This is a genomic window from Pseudomonas sp. 2822-17, assembly GCF_002742485.1.
Taxonomy (GTDB): domain Bacteria; phylum Pseudomonadota; class Gammaproteobacteria; order Pseudomonadales; family Pseudomonadaceae; genus Aquipseudomonas; species Aquipseudomonas cyclaminis.
The window spans coordinates 19040-44132 of the sequence record NZ_LJRZ01000250.1; the positions used below are offsets into that span (position 1 = coordinate 19040).

The 25093-nt window shown below is 61.5% G+C and carries 21 protein-coding genes and 1 pseudogene; 10 read left to right on the forward strand and 12 right to left on the reverse strand.

The window, feature by feature from the left end; translation table 11 throughout:
- Positions 1-140: 140 nt before the first annotated feature.
- Both sohB and AOA60_RS03300 read left to right on the forward strand, forming a co-directional pair.
- Positions 141-1166 carry a protease SohB gene (gene sohB, locus AOA60_RS03295; RefSeq protein WP_099583186.1) on the forward strand — a complete coding sequence of 342 codons (1026 nt, stop codon included), beginning with the start codon at positions 141-143 and terminating at the stop codon, positions 1164-1166.
- 374 nt (positions 1167-1540) lie between these two features.
- Positions 1541-3109: a TerC family protein gene (locus AOA60_RS03300; protein WP_099583187.1), complete on the forward strand. Its 1569-nt coding sequence runs from the start codon at positions 1541-1543 to the stop codon at positions 3107-3109.
- A gap of 22 nt (positions 3110-3131) precedes the next feature.
- Here AOA60_RS03300 and AOA60_RS03305 read toward each other — a convergent pair.
- Together AOA60_RS03305 and AOA60_RS03310 are read right to left on the reverse strand one after the other, a co-directional pair.
- Positions 3132-3440, reverse strand: a pseudogene (locus AOA60_RS03305) (thioredoxin family protein); the annotation flags it as partial.
- Positions 3441-3493: 53 nt separating this feature from the next.
- Positions 3494-3742: a hypothetical protein gene (locus AOA60_RS03310; protein WP_099583188.1), complete on the reverse strand. Its 249-nt coding sequence runs from the start codon at positions 3740-3742 to the stop codon at positions 3494-3496.
- Between the two features lie 321 nt (positions 3743-4063).
- Between AOA60_RS03310 and AOA60_RS03315 the strand changes: the two genes are divergently transcribed.
- From AOA60_RS03315 to AOA60_RS03350, 8 genes are all read left to right on the forward strand, one after another.
- Positions 4064-4912, forward strand: coding sequence for a transporter substrate-binding domain-containing protein (locus AOA60_RS03315; protein WP_099583189.1), 849 nt, complete (start codon positions 4064-4066; stop codon positions 4910-4912).
- A gap of 52 nt (positions 4913-4964) precedes the next feature.
- Positions 4965-5627 (forward strand): amino acid ABC transporter permease, encoded by a 663-nt coding sequence (locus tag AOA60_RS03320; protein ID WP_099583190.1) that lies wholly within the window; start codon positions 4965-4967, stop codon positions 5625-5627.
- 11 nt (positions 5628-5638) lie between these two features.
- The gene (locus tag AOA60_RS03325) at positions 5639-6301 is read left to right on the forward strand and encodes an amino acid ABC transporter permease (RefSeq protein WP_099583191.1); all 663 of its coding nucleotides are present in this window, start codon (positions 5639-5641) and stop codon (positions 6299-6301) included.
- Complete coding sequence (locus AOA60_RS03330; protein WP_099583192.1) at positions 6298-7080, forward strand: amino acid ABC transporter ATP-binding protein; 783 nt, start codon at positions 6298-6300, stop codon at positions 7078-7080. Before AOA60_RS03325 ends, AOA60_RS03330 begins: the two co-directional genes overlap by 4 nt.
- Before the next feature lie 14 nt (positions 7081-7094).
- Positions 7095-7484, forward strand: coding sequence for a RidA family protein (locus AOA60_RS03335; RefSeq protein ID WP_099583193.1), 390 nt, complete (start codon positions 7095-7097; stop codon positions 7482-7484).
- Between the two features lie 168 nt (positions 7485-7652).
- Positions 7653-8417: an IclR family transcriptional regulator gene (locus tag AOA60_RS03340; RefSeq protein WP_032886547.1), complete on the forward strand. Its 765-nt coding sequence runs from the start codon at positions 7653-7655 to the stop codon at positions 8415-8417.
- A gap of 8 nt (positions 8418-8425) precedes the next feature.
- Positions 8426-9634, forward strand: coding sequence for an amino acid deaminase (locus AOA60_RS03345; protein WP_099583194.1), 1209 nt, complete (start codon positions 8426-8428; stop codon positions 9632-9634).
- 47 nt (positions 9635-9681) lie between these two features.
- Complete coding sequence (locus AOA60_RS03350) at positions 9682-10581, forward strand: sugar kinase (RefSeq protein ID WP_099583195.1); 900 nt, start codon at positions 9682-9684, stop codon at positions 10579-10581.
- A gap of 121 nt (positions 10582-10702) precedes the next feature.
- Here AOA60_RS03350 and AOA60_RS03355 read toward each other — a convergent pair whose 3' ends face one another.
- The 10 genes from AOA60_RS03355 to AOA60_RS03400 all read right to left on the reverse strand — a co-directional run bounded on the left by AOA60_RS03355 (position 10703) and on the right by AOA60_RS03400 (position 25031).
- Positions 10703-10978, reverse strand: coding sequence for a peptidylprolyl isomerase (locus tag AOA60_RS03355; RefSeq protein WP_003174397.1), 276 nt, complete (start codon positions 10976-10978; stop codon positions 10703-10705).
- A gap of 43 nt (positions 10979-11021) precedes the next feature.
- Positions 11022-13517, reverse strand: a complete 2496-nt coding sequence (locus AOA60_RS03360; protein WP_099583196.1) for a PAS domain-containing sensor histidine kinase — start codon at positions 13515-13517, stop codon at positions 11022-11024.
- A 140-nt stretch (positions 13518-13657) separates the two neighbouring features.
- Positions 13658-15610, reverse strand: coding sequence for an acetoacetate--CoA ligase (locus AOA60_RS03365; RefSeq protein ID WP_099583197.1), 1953 nt, complete (start codon positions 15608-15610; stop codon positions 13658-13660).
- A gap of 36 nt (positions 15611-15646) precedes the next feature.
- The gene (locus tag AOA60_RS03370) at positions 15647-16420 is read right to left on the reverse strand and encodes a 3-hydroxybutyrate dehydrogenase (protein ID WP_099583198.1); all 774 of its coding nucleotides are present in this window, start codon (positions 16418-16420) and stop codon (positions 15647-15649) included.
- Between the two features lie 7 nt (positions 16421-16427).
- The gene (locus AOA60_RS03375) at positions 16428-17819 is read right to left on the reverse strand and encodes a GntP family permease (protein WP_099583199.1); all 1392 of its coding nucleotides are present in this window, start codon (positions 17817-17819) and stop codon (positions 16428-16430) included.
- Between the two features lie 295 nt (positions 17820-18114).
- Positions 18115-19506, reverse strand: coding sequence for a sigma-54-dependent Fis family transcriptional regulator (locus tag AOA60_RS03380; RefSeq protein WP_099583200.1), 1392 nt, complete (start codon positions 19504-19506; stop codon positions 18115-18117).
- Complete coding sequence (locus tag AOA60_RS03385; protein WP_099583201.1) at positions 19503-21077, reverse strand: ABC transporter ATP-binding protein; 1575 nt, start codon at positions 21075-21077, stop codon at positions 19503-19505. Before AOA60_RS03385 ends, AOA60_RS03380 begins: the two co-directional genes overlap by 4 nt.
- Before the next feature lie 11 nt (positions 21078-21088).
- Positions 21089-22111, reverse strand: a complete 1023-nt coding sequence (locus tag AOA60_RS03390) for an ABC transporter permease (protein ID WP_160385023.1) — start codon at positions 22109-22111, stop codon at positions 21089-21091.
- Positions 22111-23172, reverse strand: a complete 1062-nt coding sequence (locus AOA60_RS03395; protein WP_099583203.1) for a microcin C ABC transporter permease YejB — start codon at positions 23170-23172, stop codon at positions 22111-22113. Before AOA60_RS03395 ends, AOA60_RS03390 begins: the two co-directional genes overlap by 1 nt.
- Positions 23172-25031, reverse strand: coding sequence for an extracellular solute-binding protein (locus AOA60_RS03400; protein WP_099583204.1), 1860 nt, complete (start codon positions 25029-25031; stop codon positions 23172-23174). The genes AOA60_RS03395 and AOA60_RS03400 overlap by 1 nt, the downstream gene beginning before the upstream one ends.
- Positions 25032-25093: the final 62 nt, after the last annotated feature.

Genomic DNA, 25093 nt, shown 5'->3' on the forward strand with positions numbered 1-25093 from the left:
TGTCAATGAAAAAACATACGCTTGTTTTAAAAGCGCATTGGAGGCTGTGCTTGCTGGCGGTTTGATCACTGGCCCGGAGGCGGTGCCGCCGGTATGCTGGGGCAATCCGCGCCGCGCGCACTGCACTTGTAAGGAGCAACATGGATTTTTTGGCCGAATATGCCAGCTTCCTGGCGAAGACTGTCACCCTGGTGGTCGCTATTCTGGTGGTACTGATCAGCTTCGCCGCACTGCGCAGCAAAGGTCGTCGCAAATCCGCCGGCCAACTGCAGGTCAGCAAGCTCAACGATTTCTACAAAGGCCTGCGTGAGCGCCTGGAGTCGAGCCTGCTCGACAAGGACCAGCTCAAAGCCCTGCGCAAGTCCGAAAGCAAAACCGAAAAGAAGAACAGCAAGAAAAAACCCGAGGCCAAGCCACGGGTATTCGTGCTGGACTTTGACGGTGACATCAAGGCCTCGGCCACCGAGAGCCTGCGCCATGAAATCACCGCGCTGCTGAGCCTGGCCACGCCCAAGGACGAAGTGGTGCTGCGCCTGGAAAGCGGCGGCGGCATGGTGCACAGCTACGGCCTGGCCTCGTCGCAATTGGCGCGTATCCGCCAGGCGGGTGTGCCGTTGACCGTGTGCATCGACAAGGTCGCGGCCAGCGGCGGCTACATGATGGCGTGCATCGGCGAGAAGATCATCAGCGCGCCGTTTGCCATCCTGGGCTCCATCGGCGTGGTGGCGCAGTTGCCCAACGTCAACCGCCTACTCAAAAAACACGACATCGACTTTGAAGTGCTGACCGCCGGCGAATACAAACGCACCCTCACAGTGTTTGGCGAAAACACCGAGAAGGGTCGCGAGAAGTTCCAGGAAGACCTGGATATCACCCATCAACTGTTCAAGAACTTCGTATCGCGTTATCGCCCGCAGTTGGCGATTGATGACGTGGCCACCGGGGAAGTGTGGCTCGGCGTTGCAGCCCTGGACAAACAACTGGTCGACGAACTGCAAACCAGCGACGAATACCTCGCCACTAAGGCCGCGACCGCCGAGGTGTTCCACCTGCATTATGCCGAGCGCAAAAGCCTGCAAGAGCGCGTGGGCCTGGCGGCCAGCGGTTCGGTGGACCGTGTGTTGCTGACGTGGTGGAGCCGCTTGACCCAGCAGCGGTTCTGGTAAGAGGCAGGTAATCCCCTGTAGGAGCGGGCTTGCTCGCGAGGGCGGTGTATCAGTCAAACATGGACCGACTGGCACTCCACTTTCGCAAGCAAGCCCGCGCCCACATTAGTCCAGCGGAGACTGTGGGAATACAGATCTTGTAATAGTTTTGCGTTGTAGGAAAATTACCTTTCGGCTGTACGATTCAAGTCCTTTTGTCATCGCAGGATTTGCATGAACACCCTCTCGGAGCCCCCCAGTCGTCTTTCCCCAAGACACCTACTGCTGCCGTTCCCGCTGAAACATCCCGTATTCCGACTGCTAACCTTGTCCCGGTCTCCTGACCGCGTCTTGCCGTGTCCGGCATTCTGAAACCTAGATAGAGACAGATATTAATGGAATGGTTAGCGGATCCAACGGCCTGGCTCGGCCTGTTGACCTTGATTGTGCTGGAACTGGTGCTGGGTATCGACAACCTGGTGTTTATCGCGATCCTGGCAGACAAACTGCCGCCGGAGCAGCGTGACCGCGCGCGGCTGATCGGTTTGTCCCTGGCGTTGCTGATGCGCCTGGGCCTGCTGGCCAGTATTTCGTGGTTGGTAACCCTCACGCAGCCGCTGTTCGAAGTGTTCGACAAGAGCTTCTCCGGCCGTGACTTGATCATGCTGTTTGGTGGTGTGTTCCTGCTGTTCAAGGCCACCATGGAATTGCACGAGCGCCTTGAAGGGCACGTGGCCCAGCGTACGGGCAATGTGGCTTATGCGATGTTCTGGCCAATCGTGGCGCAGATCGTGGTGCTCGACGCGGTGTTCTCCCTGGATGCGGTGATTACCGCCGTGGGCATGGTCGATGAGCTGGCGGTGATGATGATCGCGGTGATCATTTCCATCGGCCTGATGATCGTGGCGAGCAAGCCGCTGACGCGCTTCGTCAACGCCCACCCTACCGTGATCATGCTGTGCCTGGGCTTTTTGATGATGATCGGTTTTGCCCTGACCGCCGAAGGCCTGGGCTTCCATATTCCGAAGGGTTACCTGTACGCGGCGATTGGTTTTTCGATCCTGATCGAGGTGTTCAACCAGATCGCCCGTGCTCGTCGCAAGAAATCGGCGCAGGGCGTGTTGCCGGTGCGTGAGCGTACCGCCCACGCGGTAATGCGCTTGCTCGGCGGTCGCAGCCTGGCAGTGGAAGAAGTGGGCGAAGAAGTGGCCGACTTGCTGGGTGAGCCGGATACCGCCCAAGGCCCGCTGTTCGACCGCCGCGAACGGGTAATGATCAGCGGCGTGCTGCAATTGGCCGAGCGGCCGATCCGCAGCCTGATGACGCCACGAGCCAAGGTCGACTTTATCGACCTGGCGGACGATGCCGAGACGATTCGCCTGAAGCTGATGCATTCGTCCTACTCACGCCTGCCGTTGATCCGTAATGGCGCGGTGGATGAACCCTTGGGCTTCGTGCACAAGAAGGAACTGCTCAAGGAATACCTGGCCGGTAACGAGCCGAACCTGGAGCACCTGGCGCGTCGGGCAATCAACCTGCTGGAGAGTTTTTCGATCCTCAATGCCCTGGAGCAGATGCGCCAGGAGTCGACCCATATTGCGTTCGTGATCAACGAATTCGGTGATTTTATGGGTGTGTTGAGCATGACCGACATCCTCGAATCCATCGCCGGTGAATTGCCGGATGCCAGTGAGATCGAAGGGCCGGACATTGTCGAGGAGGCTGACGGCTTTCGCGCCAATGGCGCCTTGAACCTCACCCAGGTTCGTCGGCGCACTGGCTTCAAGGCAAGCGCTACCGAGGATTACCAGACCCTGGCCGGCCTGGTGATGAGTCTGCTCGACCGTCTGCCGGTGGTGGGCGATAGCCTGGAGCATGAGGGTTGGCGGTTGACGGTGGTTGCGGTCGAAGAGCGGCGGGTGACGCAGGTGCTTTTGCGCCCTTGCGGTCGGCATAGCGCTTGAATGTGGTCTCGATTAACTGCGCCTGTTCGTCCTCTGGGCCGAACCCTTTGAGCTTCTCCATCAGTGTGCCGTTGAGATAAATCAGCAGCGTCGGGGTGCCGGTGACTTCCGGGTGCCCTGGTGTCTGCGCGCAATCAAGCACCAGGCTCACCACTGAAAGGTGCTTGTTGGCGATCACCTGGAACAACGGTCCGGATACCTTGCAGGGCCCGCAGTGTTCTGACACAAACAGCATGAACACGGGTTGTGGTGTGCTGAGTGCGCGGCTGTAGTCCTCGGCATTGGCAATAGTCGCAGTGGCAATCCCCATACGGTTCTCCCTGTAGTCCATGCGGGTGTTTGCCAACGCTAGTCCTGGGGATCACTGCCGTCTACTGTCAACCTTCACAGGTCGGCATCGCGCTCCAAGCGCTCCCGCGCCTTGCGCGCCTGGTTCGCGCACTTGCGGTATTCCTCGTTGTCGCTGGACGCCTTCGCACGGCGATAGTCGTGATGATTCTGGTTGCTGTAGTTGATGTCGAAGGATTCTTTGAGCTTGCGCAGCTCTTCTTTGCATTCGCGGCGGTCGTTACTGGCCGACGCACTGCCGGCTGCCAGAAGGGCGAGCAACATCAGGGTAAGACGGAGCTTCATCGGAGCGCGATCCTTGTCATCGGGGATGTGCCAAAGGCTAGTCCAGCTCAGGAATTTTTCCACGGTGAGGGGGTGCGCAGTAACGGGGCGGAACGCACTCCCATGGCGCTGTCACCGCTGCGTGAGGCCTTGGGTAGCAGTCCGAATCAGGGTGCTGGCGCAATGCCTCATCTCAATAGCTTATTTATCTGTCTGAATTTAAAAGACTTTATTGACATCATATTTTTCCGTTGAGGGGTATGGCACACTTTCTGCTGTCTATTCCGTTGTTACATACCAAGTTCCGGTATAGCGGAATACACAACTCCTGGAGTGCTTGTCATGCATCACCGACCTTCCGTGTTCAACGCGTGTGTTTTTCTCTTCGCCGCATCGGCTTCCCTCGCAGGCATTGTGCAAGCGGCGGACAGCAAGCTCGATAACGTGCTCAAACGTGGGCATTTGATCGTGGGTACAGGCAGTACCAATGCGCCGTGGCACTTCCAGGGAGCGGATGGCAAGTTGCAGGGGTTTGATATCGACATTGGCCGCATCGTGGCCAAGGGGCTGTTCAATGATCCGACCAAGGTCGAGTTCGTGGTGCAGTCTTCCGATGCGCGGATTCCCAATCTGCTGACCGACAAGGTCGACATGAGCTGCCAGTTCATCACCGTCACCGCCAGCCGTGCGCAGCAGGTGGCGTTCACCTTGCCGTATTACCGCGAAGGCGTGGGCCTGCTGCTGCCAAACAACAGCAAGTACAAAGAGATTGAAGACCTGCAGGCGGCGGGTGATGGCGTCACCGTGGCCGTGCTGCAAAACGTCTACGCCGAAGAGCTGGTGCACCAGGCGCTGCCCAAGGCCAAGGTCGACCAGTACGACAGTGTCGACCTGATGTACCAGGCCGTGAACTCCGGGCGCGCCGATGCTGCCGCCACCGACCAGTCCTCGGTCAAGTACCTGATGGTGCAGAACCCCGGCCGCTACCGCAGCCCGGCCTACGCCTGGAGCCCGCAAACCTATGCATGCGCGGTCAAACGTGGCGACCAGGACTGGCTGAACTTCGTCAACACCGCCCTGCATGAAGCCATGACGGGTGTGGAATTCCCGACCTACAAGGCCTCGTTCAAGCAGTGGTTCGGCGTGGACCTGCCTGAGCCGGCAATTGGTTTCCCTGTTGAATTCAAGTGATCCGGAATAACCGGGGTGCCTGTCAAGGCGCCCCAACCAGGTACTGTTGACCATGAACTATCAGTTGAACTTTGCCGCCGTGTGGCGCGACTTCGACACCTTGCTGGCGGGGCTCGGCCTGGGCCTGCAACTGGCATTGCTGTCGATCGCCATCGGCTGCGTGATCGGCCTGCTGATGGCGTTTGCCATGCTGTCCAAACACCGTGCGTTGCGCGTCTTCGCCTCGGTGTACGTGACGGTGATCCGCAACACGCCAATCCTGGTGCTGATCCTGTTGATCTACTTTGCCTTGCCGAGCCTGGGCATCCGGCTGGACAAGGTTCCCTCGTTCATCATCACGTTGTCGTTGTACGCCGGTGCCTACCTGACCGAAGTGTTCCGCGCCGGGCTGTTGAATATTCCCAAGGGGCTGCGTGAAGCCGGGCTTGCCATCGGCCTCGGCGAGTGGCGTATCCGTGCGTATATCACCGTGCCGGTGATGTTGCGCAATGTGCTGCCGGCGCTCTCGAACAACTTCATCTCACTGTTCAAGGACACCTCGCTGGCCGCTGCGATTGCAGTGCCCGAGCTGACCTATTACGCCCGCAAGATCAACGTCGAAAGCTACCGGGTGATTGAAACCTGGATGGTCACGACCGCGCTCTACGTGGCTGCCTGTTACCTCATTGCCATGCTGCTCCGCTACCTGGAACAGCGTCTGGCGATCCGTCGTTAAGGAGGGTTTCCATGTACGAATCCCCCAGTTGGCTGCATGAATTGTGGATCGCCCGGGACACCCTGTGGGCCGGGTTCCAGACCAGTATCTATTGCTCGGCGCTGGCGATTATCTTCGGCACCCTGATCGGCATCTTCGCCGGGCTGGTGCTGACCTACGGCAAATTCTGGATGCGGGCGCCGTTTCGCCTGTATGTGGATCTGATCCGCGGCACGCCAGTGTTTGTGTTGGTGCTCGCGTGTTTCTACATGCTGCCGGCGCTCGGTTGGCAGATCAGCGCGTTCCAGGCCGGTGCCGTCGGGCTCACCTTGTTCTGCGGCTCCCATGTGTCGGAAATCGTGCGTGGTGCCCTGCAAGCCATTCCCCGTGGACAGTTGGAAGCAGGCAAGGCGATTGGCCTGACGTTTTATCAGTCCCTGGCCTACGTGCTGCTGCCCCAGGCACTGCGGCAGATCCTGCCGACCTGGGTCAATTCCTCCACGGAAATCGTCAAGGCCTCGACCTTGCTGTCGGTGATCGGCGTGGCCGAGTTGCTGCTCAGTACCCAGCAAGTCATCGCACGTACCTTCATGACCCTGGAGTTCTACCTGTTCGCCGGGTTTATGTTCTTTGTCATCAACTACGCCATCGAGTTATTTGGGCGCTACATTGAAAAGCGGGTGGCCTTGCCATGAACCAACCTCAAACAACCGAGCCACTGCTGAACATCCGCGGCCTGCGCAAGCAATACGGCGAGGTGGAAGTGCTCAAGGGCGTCGACCTGTCCATGCAGCGCGGCAACGTCGTGACCTTGATCGGCTCCAGCGGCTCAGGCAAGACCACGCTGTTGCGCTGCGTCAACCTGCTGGAAGAGTTCCAGGGCGGCCAGATCACCCTGGACGGCGAGTCCATCGGCTACAGCGACGTCGGCGGCAAGCGTGTGCGCCACCCCGAGCGGGTGATCGCCCAGCACCGGGCGATGACCGGCATGGCCTTCCAGCAGTTCAACTTGTTTCCCCATTTGAGCGCCTTGCAGAACGTGACCTTGGGTTTGTTGAAAGTTAAGAAAATGCCTAAGGACGAGGCCGTTGCACTCGCGGAAAAATGGCTCGACCGCGTAGGACTTCTGGAGCGCCGCAATCACTTTCCCGGCCAGTTGTCCGGCGGCCAGCAACAGCGTGTGGCGATTGCCCGTGCGATTGCGATGAACCCCAGCCTGATGTTGTTCGACGAAGTCACCTCGGCCCTCGACCCGGAGTTGGTGGGCGAAGTGCTCAGCGTGATCAAGGGCCTGGCGGAAGAGGGCATGACCATGTTGCTGGTCACCCATGAAATGCGCTTTGCCTATGAAGTCTCGGACAAGATCGTATTTATGAACCAGGGGCGGATCGAGGAGCAGGGCTCGGCCAAAGATATTTTCGAGCGCCCGCAGTCACCGCGCCTGGCGGAATTTCTGAAGAACATTCGTTTTTAATCAGGAGCACATGTATGAGCATTACTCGTTACGGCGCCGGCAGCACCGCCGGTGGCGGCCAACCCCGTCCTTTTGCACGCGCCGTAGAAGCGGACGGCTGGCTCTACGTCTCGGGCCAGGTGCCGGCGGTGGACGGTGAAATCATCACCGGCGGCATCATCGAGCAGACCCGGCAGACCATGCGCAACGTGGTGGCGATCCTCGAAGAAGCCGGCTACGAACTCCAGGACGTGGTGCGCGTCGGCGTGTGGCTGGAAGACCCGCGGGATTTCTGGAGTTTCAACAAGGTCTTCGGCGAATACTTCACCCCGGAACACGCCCCGGCGCGGGCCTGTGTGCAGGCCAATATGATGGTGGATTGCAAGGTCGAGATTGATTGCGTGGCCTACAAGAAAAAGGGCTAAATTGCCCCGTTCTTGAACCCACAGCAAATCCCCTGTGGGAGGGGGCTTGCCCCCGATGGCGGAGTGCCAGTCGACACATCTGTTGCTGACACACCGCCATCGGGGGCAAGCCCCCTCCCACAGGGATCTCTGCCAGACCCTAGCATTTTGACGGGACCTACCACCGCCATGACCGAAGACACCATCAAACGCCGCGCCAAAGGCCTGGACCGTGCATTCGATATCCTCGATTTCCTCAAGGAAGTCGGCCAGCCCCTGCGCCCGAATGATATCGCCAGCGGTATCGGCAGCCCCAAGTCCACCGTCTACGAATTGGTCGCGTCCCTGCTGGAACGGCGCATTCTTGAAACTGTGGGCAAGGACGGTCACGTCTACCTCGGTCGCCAGTTGTACTTCCTCGGCCAGGCGCACCTGCGCCACTTCGACCTGACCCGCGAGGCCGATCACGCCTTGCAGGAGATCGTCAGCCAGACCCACGAAACTGCACAGATGTGCCTGCTCAATGGGCGCAAATACACGGTAGCGCTGATGCGCGAAGGCGAGCGGCATTTCCGGATTTCTTCGGACATCGGCGAAAACGCGCCAATCCCCTGGACCGCCTCCGGGCGCCTGTTGCTGGGGCACCTGAGCGACCAGCAGATCGTCGACCTGATCGACCATGACGATTTCATCCTGCCGGACGGTCAGCGCCTGCCGCTGGAAACGTTCCTTGCGCAGATCCGCCAGGCCACCCTTGATGGGTTCTTTTCCTTCGACAGTGTGGCCGACACCTTTACCCATTGCTTTGCCGCCCCGGTGCGGGACGCGCAAGGCATCAGCATTGCGACGCTGTGCATCGTCGCCCCACGGGCCGATGCGCAAAAAAACTACAACGACTATCGCCGGGTGTTGATCGACAGCGCCAACCACCTGGCCCGTCGCATCAACGAATAGGAGTTTTCATGTCTGCCATCAACGCCGTTGAAAAAGGCGCCGCCGCCGTCGGTGCCCACCTGGTCCGTGACGTCAGTTTGCCGGCCCTGGTCCTGCACCGCGACGCCCTGGAACACAACATCCGTTGGATGCAGGACTTTGTCAGCAACAGCGGCGCCGAACTCGCGCCCCATGGCAAGACCAGCATGATGCCGGCGCTGTTTCAGCGTCAGATCGCCCAAGGCGCCTGGGGCATTACCCTGGCCAACGCCGTACAGACCCGCGCCGCGTATGCCGGCGGCGTGCGCCGCGTGTTGATGGCCAACCAATTGGTGGGCGCGCCGAACATGGCGTTGATCGCCGACCTGCTGGCCGACAAGAATTTTGACTTCCACTGCATGGTCGACCACCCGGACAACGTCGCCGACCTGGGCCTGTTCTTCGCCGCCCGTGGCCTGCGCTTGAATGTGATGATCGAATACGGCGTGGTCGGCGGCCGCTGCGGTTGCCGCAGCGAGCAGCAAGTGCGCGACCTGGCCAAGGCGATCAAGGCCCAACCGGCGCTGGCCCTCACGGGTATCGAGGGTTATGAAGGCGTGATCCATGGCGAGCACGCCATCAGCGGTATCCGCGAATTTGCCGCCAGCCTGGTGCGTCTGGCGGTGGACCTGCAAAACAGCGGCGCTTTCGATTTGGCCAAGCCAATCGTCACCGCTTCGGGCTCAGCCTGGTATGACCTGATCGCCGAGTCCTTTGAACAACAGAACGCCGCCGGGCGCTTCCTCAGCGTGCTGCGCCCTGGCAGCTATGTAGCCCACGACCATGGCATCTACAAAGAGGCGCAGTGCTGCGTGCTCGACCGTCGTAGCGACCTCAATGAAGGCCTGCGTCCGGCGCTGGAAGTCTGGGCCCATGTGCAGTCGTTGCCTGAGCCGGGTTTTGCAGTCATTGCCCTGGGTAAGCGTGACGTGGCCTACGACGCCGGGTTGCCGGTACCGCTCAAGCGCTACAAGGCCGGCATCGTACCGGCGCAAGGCGATGATGTGAGCACCTGCAAGGTTACGGCAGTGATGGACCAGCATGCCTTCATGGTCGTGGCGCCCGGGGTTGAACTGCGCATTGGCGACATCATTTCCTTTGGTACGTCCCACCCATGCCTGACCTTCGACAAATGGCAGGTGGGTTGCCTGGTGGATGAGCAACTGCAGGTAGTCGAGTCCCTGCACACTTGCTTCTAGACCGCGTCGTTCCTATCGGGGCCCTCAGCCCCACCGAGACAGCAGCCATGACCACCCAACCCCGCATCGCCCTGATCGGCGAGTGCATGATCGAACTGCAACACCGCGCCGACGGCAGCCTGCAACAAAGCTTCGGCGGCGACACCCTGAACACGGCGGTGTACCTGCGCCGCGAGCTGGGCGATATCGGCGCGGTGGACTACGTCACTGCCTTGGGCGACGACAGCTTCAGCGACGCCATGTGCCAACAATGGACCGACGAAGGCCTGGGGCTGGGCTTGGTCCAGCGTCTGCCGGGGCGATTGCCGGGCTTGTATTGCATCCAGACCGACGCCCACGGCGAGCGTAAATTCCTCTACTGGCGCAACGAAGCCGCCGTGCGCGACTGTTTCACCACGCCGGCAGCCGAGCCGGTCCTGGCGGCTTTGCCCAGCTATGACGTGGTGTATTTCAGCGGCATTACCCTGGCGGTACTGGGCGAGGTCGGGCGTGAGCGTTTGCTGCAAGCGCTGGTCGAAGCCCGCCGCCGTGGCGCCAAGGTGGTGTTCGACAACAACTACCGGCCGCGCTTGTGGGCCAGTATCGAGGCGGCGCGTGCGGCGTATCGCAACGTGTTGGCTGAGGTGGATATCGCCTTGCTCACCGAAGATGACGAGCGCGCGTTATTTGGTTATGCCGACAGCGAGCAGGTGTTTGCGGCGTACCCGGCGATTGCGGAAGTGGTGCTCAAGCGAGGGGCGGATGCGTGTTTGATCCGCTGCTATGGCGAGCGCTTTGTCGTGCCGGCGTTGAAAGTCGAGAAAGTGGTGGATACGACGGCGGCGGGGGATTCGTTCAGTGCGGCGTACCTGGCCAGCCGGCTCAGGGGTGGGGCGCCGGAAGAGGCTGCGTTGGCTGGGCATCGGTTGGCGAGCCGGGTGATTCAGGTTCATGGTGCGCTGATGTGAATGGCCGCCTGCGGCGGATCGGGGGCAAGCCCACCTCCCACAGGAGACCGCATTTCTACAGCCGAAATGGGGGCAACTGTGGGAGGGGGCTTGCCCCCGATAGCGATCTGAAGCCAACCACTCAATCCCGGTAAAACACCTGCACCAAGTGATACCCAAACTTGCTCTTGATCGGCCCGTGAACCACCTTCACCGGTTTCTTGAAAATCACCGCATCGATCGCCCCGACCATCTGCCCCGGCCGCACTTCACCCAGGTCACCGCCGCGCTTGCCCGATGGGCAAGTGGAGTACTTTTTGGCCAGCACATCAAAGGCTTCGCCCTTGGCGATGCGCTGCTTGAGTTGTTCGGCTTCTTCGCTGGTTTTCACCAGGATATGACGGGCTTGGGCTTTCATTGATCTCTACCAGGTGTGCGACGGCGCGCGATTATGCCTGAACTCATTCGACCACGCTGATCATGCTGCGGATTTTAGTCGCCAGCAGGTCGATGGAAAACGGCTTGGCCACCATGTCCATGCCGTCCTCCAGGAAACCCTGGCGCTCGGCGGCTTTTTCGGCGTAACCGGTCATGAATAGCACCCGCAACCCTGGACGGTGCTGGCGCGCGATTTCCGCCAGTTGCCGACCATTCATGCCCGGCAGGCCGACGTCGGTCACCAGCAGGTCCACGCGCAGGTCCGATTCCAGCAGTGGCAACGCGGTGCGTGAATCCGCCGCCTGATGCGCGGTATAGCCCAATTCATCCAGCACATTCACCACCAGCATGCGCACCGCCGGGTCGTCCTCGACCACCACCACGGCTTCCCCGGCCAGGGCCACCGGCGCTTCGCCGAGGCTGGTGGGCAGGTTGCTTTCCAGCGCAGTGCCGTGCAGGCGCGGCAGGTACAGGCGCACACAGGTGCCCTGGCCGGGTTCGCTCTGGATCGTGACGTGGCCGCCGGACTGCTGGGCAAACCCGTAGATCATCGACAACCCCAGGCCGGTGCCCTGGCCGATGGGTTTGGTGGTGAAGAACGGGTCGAACGCCTTGGCGAGGATTTTCGGCGCCATGCCAGTGCCGTTGTCGCACACGCCGAGCATCACGTAGTCGCCGGCCTTGACCGGTTCGAGGGTGGTGATGTCGGTGCCGTCCAGGTAGCTGTTGGCGGTTTCGATCAGCAATTCGCCGCCATCGGGCATGGCGTCGCGGGCGTTGATCACCAGGTTGAGCAGGGCGTTTTCCAGTTGGCTGGCGTCGGTGTTGACCGGCCAGATGTCGTGGCCCAGTTGCACCTTGAGCGCGATATGCGCGCCCTTGGTGCGCTGGAACAAGTCCTCCAGGGACGCCACCAATTGGTTGGGGTCGGTGGGGCGGCGGTCCAGTGACTGGCGTCGCGAAAACGCCAACAAGCGGTGGGTGAGGGCGGCAGCGCGATGGGCCGACGACACGGCGGCATCGGTAAAGCGCCCGATCTCCTCGCTGCGCCCGGCGGCGATGTAACGCTGCATCAGGTCCAGGCTGCCGATGATCCCGGTGAGCATGTTGTTGAAGTCATGGGCAATGCCGCCAGTCAGTTGGCCCACCGCTTCCATTTTCTGCGCGTGGCGCAGCGCATCTTCGGCGCGCTCACGTTCGAACATCTCGTTTTGCAGGCGCTGGTTGGCCTCGGCCAGGGCCTGGGTGCGCTGGGCCACGCGCTCTTCGAGGTTGTCGTTGAGGTGGCGCAGGGCTTCTTCGGTGAGTTTGCGTTCGGTTTCGTCGATCACAAAGATGTAGAAACCGTTCACCGAGCCGTCATTGCTGAAACGCGGCAAGTACTTCATCAGTGCATGACGCGGGCGCCCGTCGCGGTGGGGCGTGATGGTCATGAAGCTGCAGGCCTTGCCCTTGAGCGCGGCGGCGATCTTGTCTTCGCGCCCTGCGTACACCTCGTCGCCGAGCACTTCGCGGATGGTCTTGCCGTACAGCTCCTGGGGCGTCATGCCGTACCACTCAAGGTAGGCACTGTTGTTCAGGCGAAAGCGCTGCTCGTGGTCGACGTAGCCGATCAGCACCGGCATCGCGTTGATGATCAGCTGCAACTCGGTCTGGCTTTGGCGCAGGGCCTGCTCGGTGTGCTTGCGCTCGGTCAGGTCCAGTGCGGCGCCGAGGAAACGCGCCGGGCGGCCATTGTGATCCTTGTAACACCGACCTCGGGCAAATACCCAGCGCACCTGGCCGTCGGCTTGTTGCAGGCGGTATTCCTCGGCGTATTCGGTGCCGTGGGTGATGCAGTGCTTGATGCTGCGCGCCACCGTGCCACGGTCTTCCGGGTGCACGCCATGCAGGTATTCGCTGATGGGCAGCAGGCCAGCGTCGCTGGGGTCGACACCGTGCAGGTAGGCGAAGTGGGCGTCGGCGATAAAGTGGTCCTCGCCGATGTCCCAATCCCAGGTGCCTACGGCGTCGGTCGCCGCCAGTGCAAGCTGCAGGCGTTGCTCGGTGTTGTGCTGGGCTTTGCGGCGCTCATTGGTTTCAATGGCAGTGACGAGGATACCGGCCACATTGGCGCTTTCATCGCGGATCGGGCTGTAGGTCAGGTCCAGCCAGATTTCCGTGTCGCGATTGTTGCGTTGCAGGACGAAGCGCTGCTCGCTGAAAGTGCGCACCTGGCCACTGAGCACGGCGTCGTAGACCGGGCCGGTAAAGCCTTCCAGCTCTGGCCATGTCTGGTGCGCCGGTTGGCCCATGGCCTCGGGGTGTTTATTGCCGGCCAGCGCCGCGAAGCCGTCGTTGTAGAGTTGGGTGAGCTGGCTGCCCCACAGCAGGAGCATCGGCATCGGCGAATGGACGACGATATCGACCGCTGTGCGCAGGCTTTGCGGCCAGTCATTGGCCTCACCGAGCGGGCTTCGTGCCCAGTCCAGCCGCGCAATCAATGCAGCGGCTTCGCTACCGGTGGATGTTCCTTTCATATAAAGCCCTGAGCGTAACGCTTTGAAAAATGACAACACCCATTATCCCGTGAGCCGGGAATGGGTGACTACTCCCGAAAAATAGCACGCATTCGGGGTTTGTCTTCAAATGAGTGCCTCAGGGCTGAAACCTTTCATCTTTACGCCAGTTCCGGGCGGTCGCGAAACTGCTCCAGTGCCTGCGGGTTGGCCAGGGCGTCGGTGTTCTTTACCGGCTCGCCATGCACCACGTTGCGCACCGCCAATTCAACGATCTTGCCGCTGATGGTGCGAGGGATATCGGTAACAGCCAGGATTTTGGCCGGCACATGGCGCGGGGTAGTGTTGGCGCGGATGACCTGGCGGATCTGCTGCTGCAGGGCCTCATCCAACTCGACGCCCTCATCGAGGCGCACAAACAGCACCACGCGCACGTCGTCCTGCCAGCGTTGGCCGATGGCGAGGCTCTCCAGCACCTGCGGGATTTTTTCAACTTGGCGATAAATTTCCGCTGTGCCGATGCGCACGCCGCCGGGGTTGAGCACGGCGTCGGAGCGGCCATGGATCAGCAGGCTGCCATTCGCGCGTTGCTCGGCGTAGTCGCCCTGGGCCCACACGCCGGGGAACTGGCTGAAATACGACGCGCGCAGCTTCTTCTGGTCCGGGTCGTTCCACAAACCGATGGGCATGGCCGGGAAGTGCCGGGTGCACACCAACTCGCCTTTTTCGCCGATCAACGGCTGGCCCTGGTCGTCCCACACCTCGATGGCCATCGCCAGGCTCTTGCACTGCATTTCGCCACGGCGCACCGGCAGCACCGGGTTGCCGATCACAAAGCAGGACACGATATCAGTGCCGCCGGACATCGACGACAGGCACAACTCGCCCTTGATCTCGCGGTAAACGTAGTCGTAGCTCTGGGGCGACAGCGGCGAACCGGTCGAGATCAACCCCTTGAGGCTGCCCAGGTCATGGCTCAGGCGCGGTTGCAGGCCGGCCTTTTCGAGGGTGGCGAGGAACTTGGGGCTGGTACCGAATACGCTGATTTTTTCGGCATCAATCAGGTCGATCAAGCGCTCCGGGCCTGGATGAAAGGGCGAACCGTCGTACAGCACCGCCGTCGCGCCGATGGCCAGCACTGATACCAGCCAGTTCCACATCATCCAGCCGCAGGTGGTGTAGTAGAACAGGCAGTCCTCGCGGGACAGGTCGGCATGCAGGCCGTGTTCCTTGAGGTGCGTGAGCAACACGCCGCCGGTGCTGTGGATGATGCATTTGGGCACGCCGGTGGTGCCGCTGGAATAGAGGATGTACAGCGGATGGTCGAACGGCACCGCGACAAATTCGGGCTCGCCGCCGGGTTGGTAGAAGTCATTCCACAGCGCAACGTTTGCCGGGGTGCGGTAGTCCTCGACCTGCGCCTCGGGCCGCGCATACGGCACCACAATCAACTGCTCCAGGGACGGCAGCCGTTCGAGGATTTCATTGAGCTTGGCGCTCTGGTCGATGGTCTTGCCGGCGTACTGGTAACCGGCGCAGGTGATCAGCACCTTGGGCTCGATCTGCCCAAAGCGATCGATCACGCCTTGGGTGCCGAAGTCCGGTGAGGAGCACGACCAGATCGCGCCCAGGCTGGTGGTGGCGAGCATGCCCACCAGGGTTTGCCAGGTGTTGGGCATGCACGCGGCAACGCGGTCACCCTGGCGGATACCGGCGGCGTGCAGGTTTTTTTGCAGGCCGGCGACGTGTGCGGCCAGTTCGGCATAGGTGAGTTGTTCGCGCTGGCCGTCTTCGCTGATGGCGACGACCGCTGGATGAGCGTCACGACGGCGCAGCAAGTGCTCGGCAAAGTTCAGCGTCGCGCCGGGGAACCACTGGGCGCTGGGCATCTCGGTGTTTTCGATCAGCGTGGTGCCGGGCGGGCTGCGAAACTGCACGTCGAAGAAGGCGACGATGGCCTGCCAGAAGTCCGGGCGCTGGTCGATGCTCCATTGGTGCAGCGCGGGGTAGTCGGCCAGTTGCAAGGCGTGGCGGTCGTTAATGAAACGGCGGAACCCGTCCATCCGCGTATGGCGGATGCGTTCGGGGGAGGGTTGCCAGAGGATCTCGGACATCAGCAAGGTCTCTTGTTCTTATAAATGTGTCTGGGGTTATTGGGCCAGCCAGCCGCCATCGATGTTCCAGGCGGCACCACGCACCTGCGCGCCCGCTTCGCTGCACAGGAACAACACCAACTCACCCAACTGCGGCGGCGTCACGAATTCCAGCGAGGGTTGCTTCTCGGCGAGCAGATCATGCTGCGCCTGTTGCGGGTCCACGCCTTTGGCCACGCGATCATCAATCTGCTTTTGCACCAACGGCGTCAGCACCCAACCTGGGCAAATCGCATTGCAGGTCACGTTGCTGGTGGCCGTCTCCAGGCCCACCACTTTGGTCAAACCGATCACGCCGTGCTTGGCTGCCACATAGGCCGCCTTGCCCACCGACCCGACCTGGCCATGCACCGAGGCGATATTGACGATGCGTCCCCAGCCCTTGGCCTTCATGCCCGGCAGGCTGAGGCGCGTGCTGTGGAACACCGACGACAGGTTGATGGCAATGATCGAGTCCCAGCGTTCAGCCGGGAAGTCTTCCACGGCTGCCACGTGCTGGATGCCGGCGTTATTGACCAGGATGTCCACGCCGCCGAATTCACGTTCGGCGTAGGCGAGCATGTCGGTGATTTGCGCCGGGTCGCTCACGTCCGCCGGGTGATGGCCGACCTCGCCGCCAAATGCCTGGACCTGGGCGACCACCGCACTGGCGTCGCCGAAGCCGTTGAGAATCAGGTTGGCGCCCGCCTTGGCCAGGCTCAATGCGATCCCCAGGCCGATGCCGCTGGTAGAGCCGGTGACCAGGGCGGTCTTGCCATTCAAAGTCGTCATGAAAACCTCACACAATGCCGGTGGCGTAGAAAGTACCGATCACCACGAACACCGCGAGGGTCTTGATGATCGTAATGCCGAAAATGTCCTTGTAGGCTTCGCGGTGGGTCAGCCCGGTGACCGCCAGCAGCGTGATCACCGCGCCGTTGTGGGGCAGGGTGTCCATCCCGCCGCTGGCCATGGCCGCGACCCGGTGTAGCACTTCAAGGGGGATATTGGCCGCATGGGCCGCCGAAATGAAGCTTTCGGACATGGCCGCCAGGGCGATGCTCATGCCGCCCGACGCGGAACCGGTGATACCGGCCAGCAGGGTCACGGTAATCGCTTCGTTGACCAGCGGGTTGGGGATGCCCTTGAGCCAGTCCGCCAGTACCAGGAAGCCTGGCAGCGAGGCAATCACCGCACCAAAACCATATTCCGACGCGGTGTTCATCGCCGCCAGCAATGCGCCGCTGACCGCACTTTTACTGCCCTCGGCCAGCTTGCTTTTGATTGCCGCCCAGCCAAACACCAGCACCATGATGATCCCGACCAGCAACGCCGCCTGCACCGCCCAGATCGCGGTGAGCTTGGCGATTTCAGTGGTCACCGGCGCGCTCATCCCTGGCAGGCTGAGGCTGTGGGTCTTGCCGTACCACTGTGGGATCCAGTGGGTGAACAGCAGGTTCATCACGCCCACCAGGATCAGCGGCGACAGCGCGATCCACGGGTTGGGCAGGGTAAGGTTCTCGGCGGTTTCCGGCTCGTTGCGCAACTCGGTGCCGTAGCCTTCACCGGCGCGCTGGGCCTTGTTGCGTTGGCGCGCCAGGTACAGCATGCCGGCGCAGAACACGAAGATGGTGCCAATCAAACCCAGCCACGGCGCGGCCCAGGCGGTGGTGTTGAAGAAGGTGCTGGGGATGATGTTCTGGATCTGCGGCGTGCCCGGCAGGGCGTCCATGGTGAACGAAAACGCGCCGAGGGCGATGGTCGCCGGGATCAGGCGCTTGGGGATATTGCTCTGGCGGAACATCTCCGCCGCGAACGGGTACACCGCAAATACCACCACAAACAGCGACACGCCGCCGTAGGTGAGCAGGGCGCAGACCAGCACGATCACCAGCATCGCCTGGCGCGTGCCGAGCAGACGGATCGCAGCCGCCACGATAGAGCGCGAGAAGCCCGACAGCTCAATCAGCTTGCCGAACACCGCACCCAACAGGAACACCGGGAAATACAGTTTGATAAAGCCGACCATTTTCTCCATGAACACCCCGGTAAACGCAGGGGCGACGGCGGATGGGTCGGTGAGCAAGACAGCGCCGAGGGCGGCTATGGGGGCAAACAGGATAACGCTATAGCCACGGTAGGCAGCCAGCATCAGCAACGCGAGCGCTGCCAGGGCAATGATCACACTCATGGTGTGTCTCCATCGGATTGTTATTGTTGTGGGGTGGTGCTTTGGAAAGGGCTATAGCGAGATGCGTGCCAGATCTTCAACTCATTGAAAATAAACAATATTTAGTGAGTTTGCATGGCGGCTTGCTGGTTTTATCTCAGTATAGAGACATGCAGGAGGCAAATGTGGGAGGGGGCTTGCCCCCGATGACAGTGTGTCAGCCACTGCATCTGCCAACTGATCCAATGCCATCGGGGGCAAGCCCCCTCCCACAGGAGATTGTCTTGATAGGGAGAATGCTGTCTCTTTTTTGAGATCAGGCGATGCCCAGGGCGACCATTTTCTTGTACAGCGTCGACCTGCCCAGCCCCAAGCGCCTTGCCGCCTCGACCACATTCCCGTCACAGGCCTTGAGCGCCGCCCCTATTACCTGTCGATCGAACCGCTCCCGCGCCGCCGCGAACGTCTCACCCTCAACCGCCGCAACAGCGCCGCGCTCCACAGGGCTGAACGTACCAATCGCCGCTCGAATCTCCTCGGCATTCAGCACCAGGTCATCACTCAACAAGGCCGCCCGTTCCAGCACATTGCGCAGCTCACGGATATTCCCCGGCCACGCGTGCTGTGCCAGCAGCGCCAAGGCGTCGCGGTCCAGTTCATGTTGGCTGCGCAGCTCTTCAAGGATCGCCTCGCTCAACGCCGGAATATCCTCCAGCCGATCACGCAGGGGCGGCACCTGGATCGGCAGCACATTCAGCCGGTAATACAAATCGGCGCGAAACTCGCCGCGCTTTATGGCCGCTTCCAGGTCCATGGACGTGGCGGCAATCACCCGCACATCGCTGTGCAGCATCTCATTGGAGCCGACCGGTTCGAATTCCTTTTCCTGTAACACCCTCAGCAATTTGCTTTGCAGCGGCAGCGGCATATCGCCGATTTCATCGAGGAACAGCGTGCCGCCCTGGGCAATCTGGAATTTGCCGGGACGGCCCTTGCGATCGGCACCGGTAAAGGCACCCGGCGCGGTGCCGAAGAATTCGGCTTCCAGCAAGTCATGGGGAATCGCCGCACTGTTGATGCTCACAAACGCCTTGTGCGCCCGTGGCGAGGCACCGTGGATGGCCTGGGCCAGCAACTCCTTGCCGGTGCCGGTTTCGCCGAGCAGCAACACCGGCGACTCGGCGCTCGCGCTGCGCCGGGCACGCCGCTTGACTTCAAGGCTGGCGGCACTGGTGCCGATAAAGTGCGCGAAGTTGTACTTGCTCTGGCGTGAGCGCAGCAGCGAGCGGGTTGATGCCAATTCCTGCTGCATGCTCAGGTAGCGTTCGATCAGCGGCGAGAGGTTGCGCAGCTCATCAAACAGCGCAAAGCCAATCGCGCCGATCACCGCGCCGGCGTCGTTGTGGATCGGCAGGCGCATCACCACCAGCGGGCCTTTGGGCGTGTCCTGGATGTCCAGCAGGATCGGCTGGTCATTGCGCACCACCTGACGCAACAGGCTGTTGGAAATCACCTGCTCGCAAGGCTGGCCGATGGCTTCGTCAGCGCTTTTGAGGCCGAAGCGCTTGGCGTAGCGCTCGTTCATCCACACGATGTTGGCGTCACGGTCGACAATCACCGTGCCTTCGCTGGACTGCTCGATGATCTCGAACAGCGACTGGATCGCCAGGCCGCGAACCTGTTGGTAGTCCTTGAGGCTGGTGCTCATGTCGACAGTCCGCACGCCGCCGCCAGCAACTCCCTGGTGTACGGATGTTGCGGCGATTCGAACACATCATGGCTGGCGCCGTGCTCCACCACCTTGCCGTCCTTGATCACGATCATGTCGTGGGCCATGGCGCGCACCACGGCCAGGTCGTGGCTGATAAACAGGTAGGTCAGGCCGTATTTGTCCTGCAGTTCGCGCAGCAGCGCCACCACTTGCTTCTGCACCGTGCGGTCCAGCGCCGAGGTGGGTTCGTCCAGCAGCATCAGGGCCGGCTTGAGCACCAGGGCGCGGGCGATGGCGATGCGTTGGCGCTGGCCACCGGAAAACTCATGGGGGTAACGATGGCGGCTGGCGGGGTCGAGGCCCACGTCCTTGAGCACCTGGATCACCTGCGCGTCGCGGTCGGCGAGGCTGCACGGTGCATGGACTTCCAGGCCCTCGCTGATGATCTGCTGCACCGACATGCGCGGGCTGAGGCTGCCGTAAGGGTCCTGGAACACCACCTGCATCTGTTTGCGCCATGGACGCATTTGCTGGTGGCTCAGCGGGTCGAGGGCTTCACCCTGGAAGCGGATGCTGCCGCTGGAATCCAGCAGGCGCAGGATCGCCTGGCCCAGGGTGGATTTGCCCGAGCCGGACTCGCCGACGATCCCCAGGGTCTTGCCGCGCTGTACGCTGAGGCTGATGCCGTCCACGGCGCGCAGGTAGGTTTTGCGCCGAAACAGCCCACCGCTCAGGGGGAACTGTACGCTCAGGTCGTCGACTTCCAGCACCGTCTCGCGTGGATCGCTGCACAGCACATCGCCGGACGGCTCGGCGTCCAGCAGCAGGCGGCTGTAGGGATGTTGCGGCGCGGTGAACAAGGTCTCGCAGTCAGCCTGCTCGACAATCTCCCCGGCGCGCATCACACAGACCCGCTGGGCAATGCTGCGCACCAGGTTGAGGTCGTGGCTGATCAGCAGCAGCGACATGCCCAGGCGCTGTTGCAAGGACTTGAGCAGCAGCAGGATCTTGCGTTGTACGGTCACGTCCAGGGCGGTGGTGGGTTCGTCGGCAATCAGCAGCTCCGGCTCGCAGGCCAGGGCCATGGCGATCATCACCCGTTGACGCTGGCCGCCGGACAGTTGGTGCGGATACGCCTTGAGGCGCTCCTCGGGTTTCTGGATGCCCACCAGTTCGAGCAGTTCGAGGATGCGCGCCTGCGCCGCCTTGCCGCCCAGGCCCTTGTGCAGCAGCAAGGTTTCGCCGATCTGCTTTTCGATGCTGTGCAGCGGGTTGAGGGAGGTCATCGGCTCCTGGAAGATCATTGCGATGCGGTTGCCGCGCAGCTTCTGCAAGGTTGCCGCCGACGCGCCGATCAGTTCCTGGCCGCGATACTGAATGGAGCCTGTGGTCTCAGTGCCGGCCTCGGGGAGCAGCTGCAGGATCGAATGGGCCGTGACCGACTTGCCCGAGCCCGACTCGCCCACCAGCGCCAGGCATTCGCCGGGGCGCAGGTCCAGGCAGAGCTTGCTGACGACCGTCTGGCCGCTGAAGGCGACGCTGAGGTCGCGGATTTCGATCAGGTTCATTAGGGACTTACTCATGAACGTGGGTCGAAGGCGTCACGCAACGCCTCGCCGATAAAGACCAGCAGCGACAGGATCAGCGCCAAGGTGAAAAACGCCGTCAGGCCCAGCCACGGCGCTTGCAGGTTCTGCTTGCCCTGGGCGATCAGTTCGCCCAGCGACGCGCTGCCCGCCGGCATGCCGAAGCCGAGGAAGTCCAGGGCGCTCAAGGTGGAAATCGCCCCGGTCAAAATAAACGGCAGGTAGCTCAAAGTGGCGGTCATCGCATTGGGCAGGATATGCCGGCTGATGATCTTGCCATCGCCCAGGCCCAGCGCCCGTGCGGCCTTGACGTACTCCAGGTTGCGCCCGCGCAGGAACTCGGCGCGCACCACATCCACCAGGGCCAGCCAGGAAAACAGCGCCATGATCCCCAGCAGCCACCAGAAATTCGGTTCGACAAAGCCCGACAGGATGATCAGCAGGTACAGCACCGGCAAACCGGACCACACCTCAAGCACGCGCTGGCCGATCAAATCCACCCAGCCGCCGTAATAGCCCTGCAAGGCCCCGGCGGCAATGCCGATGGCCGCGCTGATGGCCGTGAGCGCCAAGGCAAACAGGATCGACACCCGCGCACCGAAGATCACCCGCGCCAGCACATCGCGGGACTGGTCGTCGGTGCCCAGCCAGTTCACCGCCGACGGCGGGCTGGGGGCAGGGCGGGTCAATTCGTAGTTGGGCGTGTCATCGCTGAACGGAATCGGCGGGAACAGCATCCAGCCGCCGTCCTGCTTGATCAGCTTTTGCACGTAGTCACTGCGGTAGTCGGCCTGGAACGGCAACTGGCCGCCGAACTGCTGTTCGGTGTAACGCTTGAACACCGGGAAATACAGCTCGTTCTTGTAGCTGAGCGCCAGGGGCTTGTCGTTGGCGATCAGCTCACCGCCGAGGGTCAGGATAAACAGGCCGATAAACAGCCACAGCGACCACCAGCCACGGCGGTTTTTCTTGAAACGCTCGAAGCGTCGGCGCGCCACGGGGGACAGATTAAGCATCAGGCGTTCCTCGCGGCGAAGTCGATACGCGGGTCCACCAAGGTGTAGCAGAGGTCACCGATGAGTTTTATCAGCAGGCCGAACAGGGTGAAGATAAACAGCGAGCCGAACACCACCGGGTAATCCCGTGAAACGGCCGCTTCATAGCTCATGCGACCGAGACCATCCAGAGAGAAAATCACCTCGATCAGCAACGAGCCGGCGAAAAACACGCTGATAAACGCCTGGGGAATCCCCGAGATCACCAGCAACATGGCATTGCGGAACACATGGCCGTACAGCACACGTCGTTCGCTCAAGCCTTTGGCCCGTGCAGTCACCACGTATTGGCGAGTGATTTCATTAAGGAACGAATTTTTGGTGAGAATGGTCAGGGTGGCAAAGCCGCCGATCACCAAAGACGTCACCGGCAACACCAGGTGCCAGAAGTAGTCGGCAATCTTGCCCACAGTGCTCAGTTCTTCGAAGTTTTCCGAGACCAGGCCGCGCACCGGGAACCAGTTCAGTGAGGTGCCGCCGGCGAACACCACGATGAGGAACATCGCAAACAGAAACGCCGGCATCGCATAGCCGATCACGATGGCGGTGCTGCTCCACACATCAAAGCTGCTGCCATGGCGCACCGCCTTGCGAATCCCGAGGGGGATCGACACCAGGTAGGTGATCAGCGTTGCCCACAGACCCAGCGAGATCGTCACCGGCATCTTTTCCAGAATCAGGTCAATCACCGTCGAGCCGCGAAAGAAGCTATTGCCGAAGTCCAGCTGGGCATAGCTCTTGAGCATCAGCCACAGGCGCTCCGGTGCGGACTTGTCGAAGCCGTACTGTTTTTTGATGTCCTCGATCAGCTTCGGGTCCATGCCCCGGCTGGACCGCGAGCCGCTGCTGATGCCTTCGCCGGATGAACCGCCGACGCCACCGCCGCCAATCCCCTGCAAATGGGCGATGGCCTGCTCAACCGGGCCGCCGGGCGCGGCCTGCACGATCACGAAATTCACCAGCAGGATGATCACCAGCGTCGGGATAATCAGCAGCAGGCGCCGCACGATATAGGCAAACATCAGCGCGCTCCTCCGCGTTTTTTCAGTTCGGCGTTCATCTGTTCAGTGGTCAGTGGCGTGGGGCTGATTTCCCACCAGGTTTCCAGGGCCTCGTCGTTCTTGGCCTCGATGGTCGGGCGACCGAAACGGTTCCACCACGCCGCGGACGTGCCGGGCGGGTAGTAATTGGGAATCCACAGGTAATTCCATTGCAGCACTCGGTCCAGGGCATGGGCGTAGGTGAGCATCTGCGCCTGGGTGTTGGCCTTGACCAGGCCCTTGATCAAGGCGTCGACTGCAGGATCCTTGAGCACCATGTAGTTGTTCGCGCCTGAATCGAAAGCGGCGCTGGAACCAAAGTAGTTGTACAGCTCCATGCCCGGGGAGGTCGTGACGGGGAACCCGGTGACGATCATGTCGTAATCGCGTGACATCAGCCGGTTCACGTATTGCGATGAGTCGATGCGACGGATATTCAGGGTAATACCAATCTGCGCCAGGTTGCGCTTATACGGCAGCAACAGACGCTCCAGACCGGCTTGGGCATTGAGGAAGGTGAACTCCAGCGGGTCGCCTTCGGCGTTTACCAGCTTGTCGCCGGCGGGTTTCCAGCCGGCTTCCTCAAGCAGGGCCAGGGCTTGCAGCTGCTTGTCGCGGATCATGCCGCTGCCATCGGTGACCGGAGCCTTGAACACCTGGGTAAACACCTCATCAGGGATCTGCCCGCGCAGGGGTTCGAGAATCGCCAGTTCTTCCTGGGTCGGCAGTTGGGTCGCCGCCAACGGGCTGTTGGAGAAGAAGCTCTGCTGACGGATGTACAGGTTGCGCATCATCTGCCGGTTGGCCCATTCGAAATCCCACAGCATTGCCAGGGCCTGGCGCACACGGCGGTCCTTGAAGATCGGCTTCTGCACGTTGAAGACATAGCCTTGGGCCGGTTGCGGCATGTCCTTGGCCAGGTGGGCGCGTTGCAGACGGCCGTCATCCAGCGCGGGACCGTTGTAGCCGATGGAGTAGCCGGTCGCGGAAAATTCGCGATTGAAGTCATACGCGCCGCCACGCAGCACTTGGCGGGCCACTTCGGTGTCGCCGAAGTATTCCAGGCTCAAGTGATCGAAGTTGTACAGGCCACGGCTGACGGGCAAATCCTTGCCCCACCAATTCGGGTCGCGGGTAAAGGTGATGGTATTGCCGGAGTCGATTTTGCTGACCTTGTACGGGCCGCTGCCCAGCGGGGCTTCGTAGCCACCGCCGTTGGCGAAGTCGCGAGTCTTCCACCAATGCTCGGGGAACACCGGCAGGGTGGCGATATCCAGGGGCAAGGTGCGGTTTTCATTGCTGGAAAAGTCGAAGCGTACCTGACGCTCACCTTCCACTTCGACGTGCTTGACGTCGGCGAACAGCGTGCGAAAGCGCAGGCTGCCCTGGGTCATCAATAAATCGAAGCTATAGCGTACGTCTTCGGCGGTGATGGGTTTGCCATCGGCAAAGCGCGCCTTGGGATTGAGGTAGAAGCGCAGGGACAGGCCGTCTTCGGCGCGCTCCATCTTTTCGGCGACCAGTCCGTAGACCGTATAGGGCTCGTCCAGGGAACGCAGGGCGAGGGGCGCGTAGAGCCAGCCGTCAACCTGTGACACGCCGATGCCTTTGTCGATATACGGCAACACGTGGTCGAAGCGCCCGATTTCAATGGCCGAGCGCCGCAGGCTGCCACCCTTGGGCGCGTTGGGGTTGGCGTAGTCGAAATGGCTAAAGCCGGCAGGGTACTTGGCCGGTTCGCCGTACACCGTCAGCGACGGTTGTGGCGCCGCGATCACGGCGGTGCTGGCCAGCAGCAGGGCGAGGGTGGAACGAAATAGAGTCGAAAAGGCCAATCGCATTATCAGTCTTGAGCGCCGGAAGAACAGGAATAGGGATTTGTACGCTAACGGCATCAGCGTCG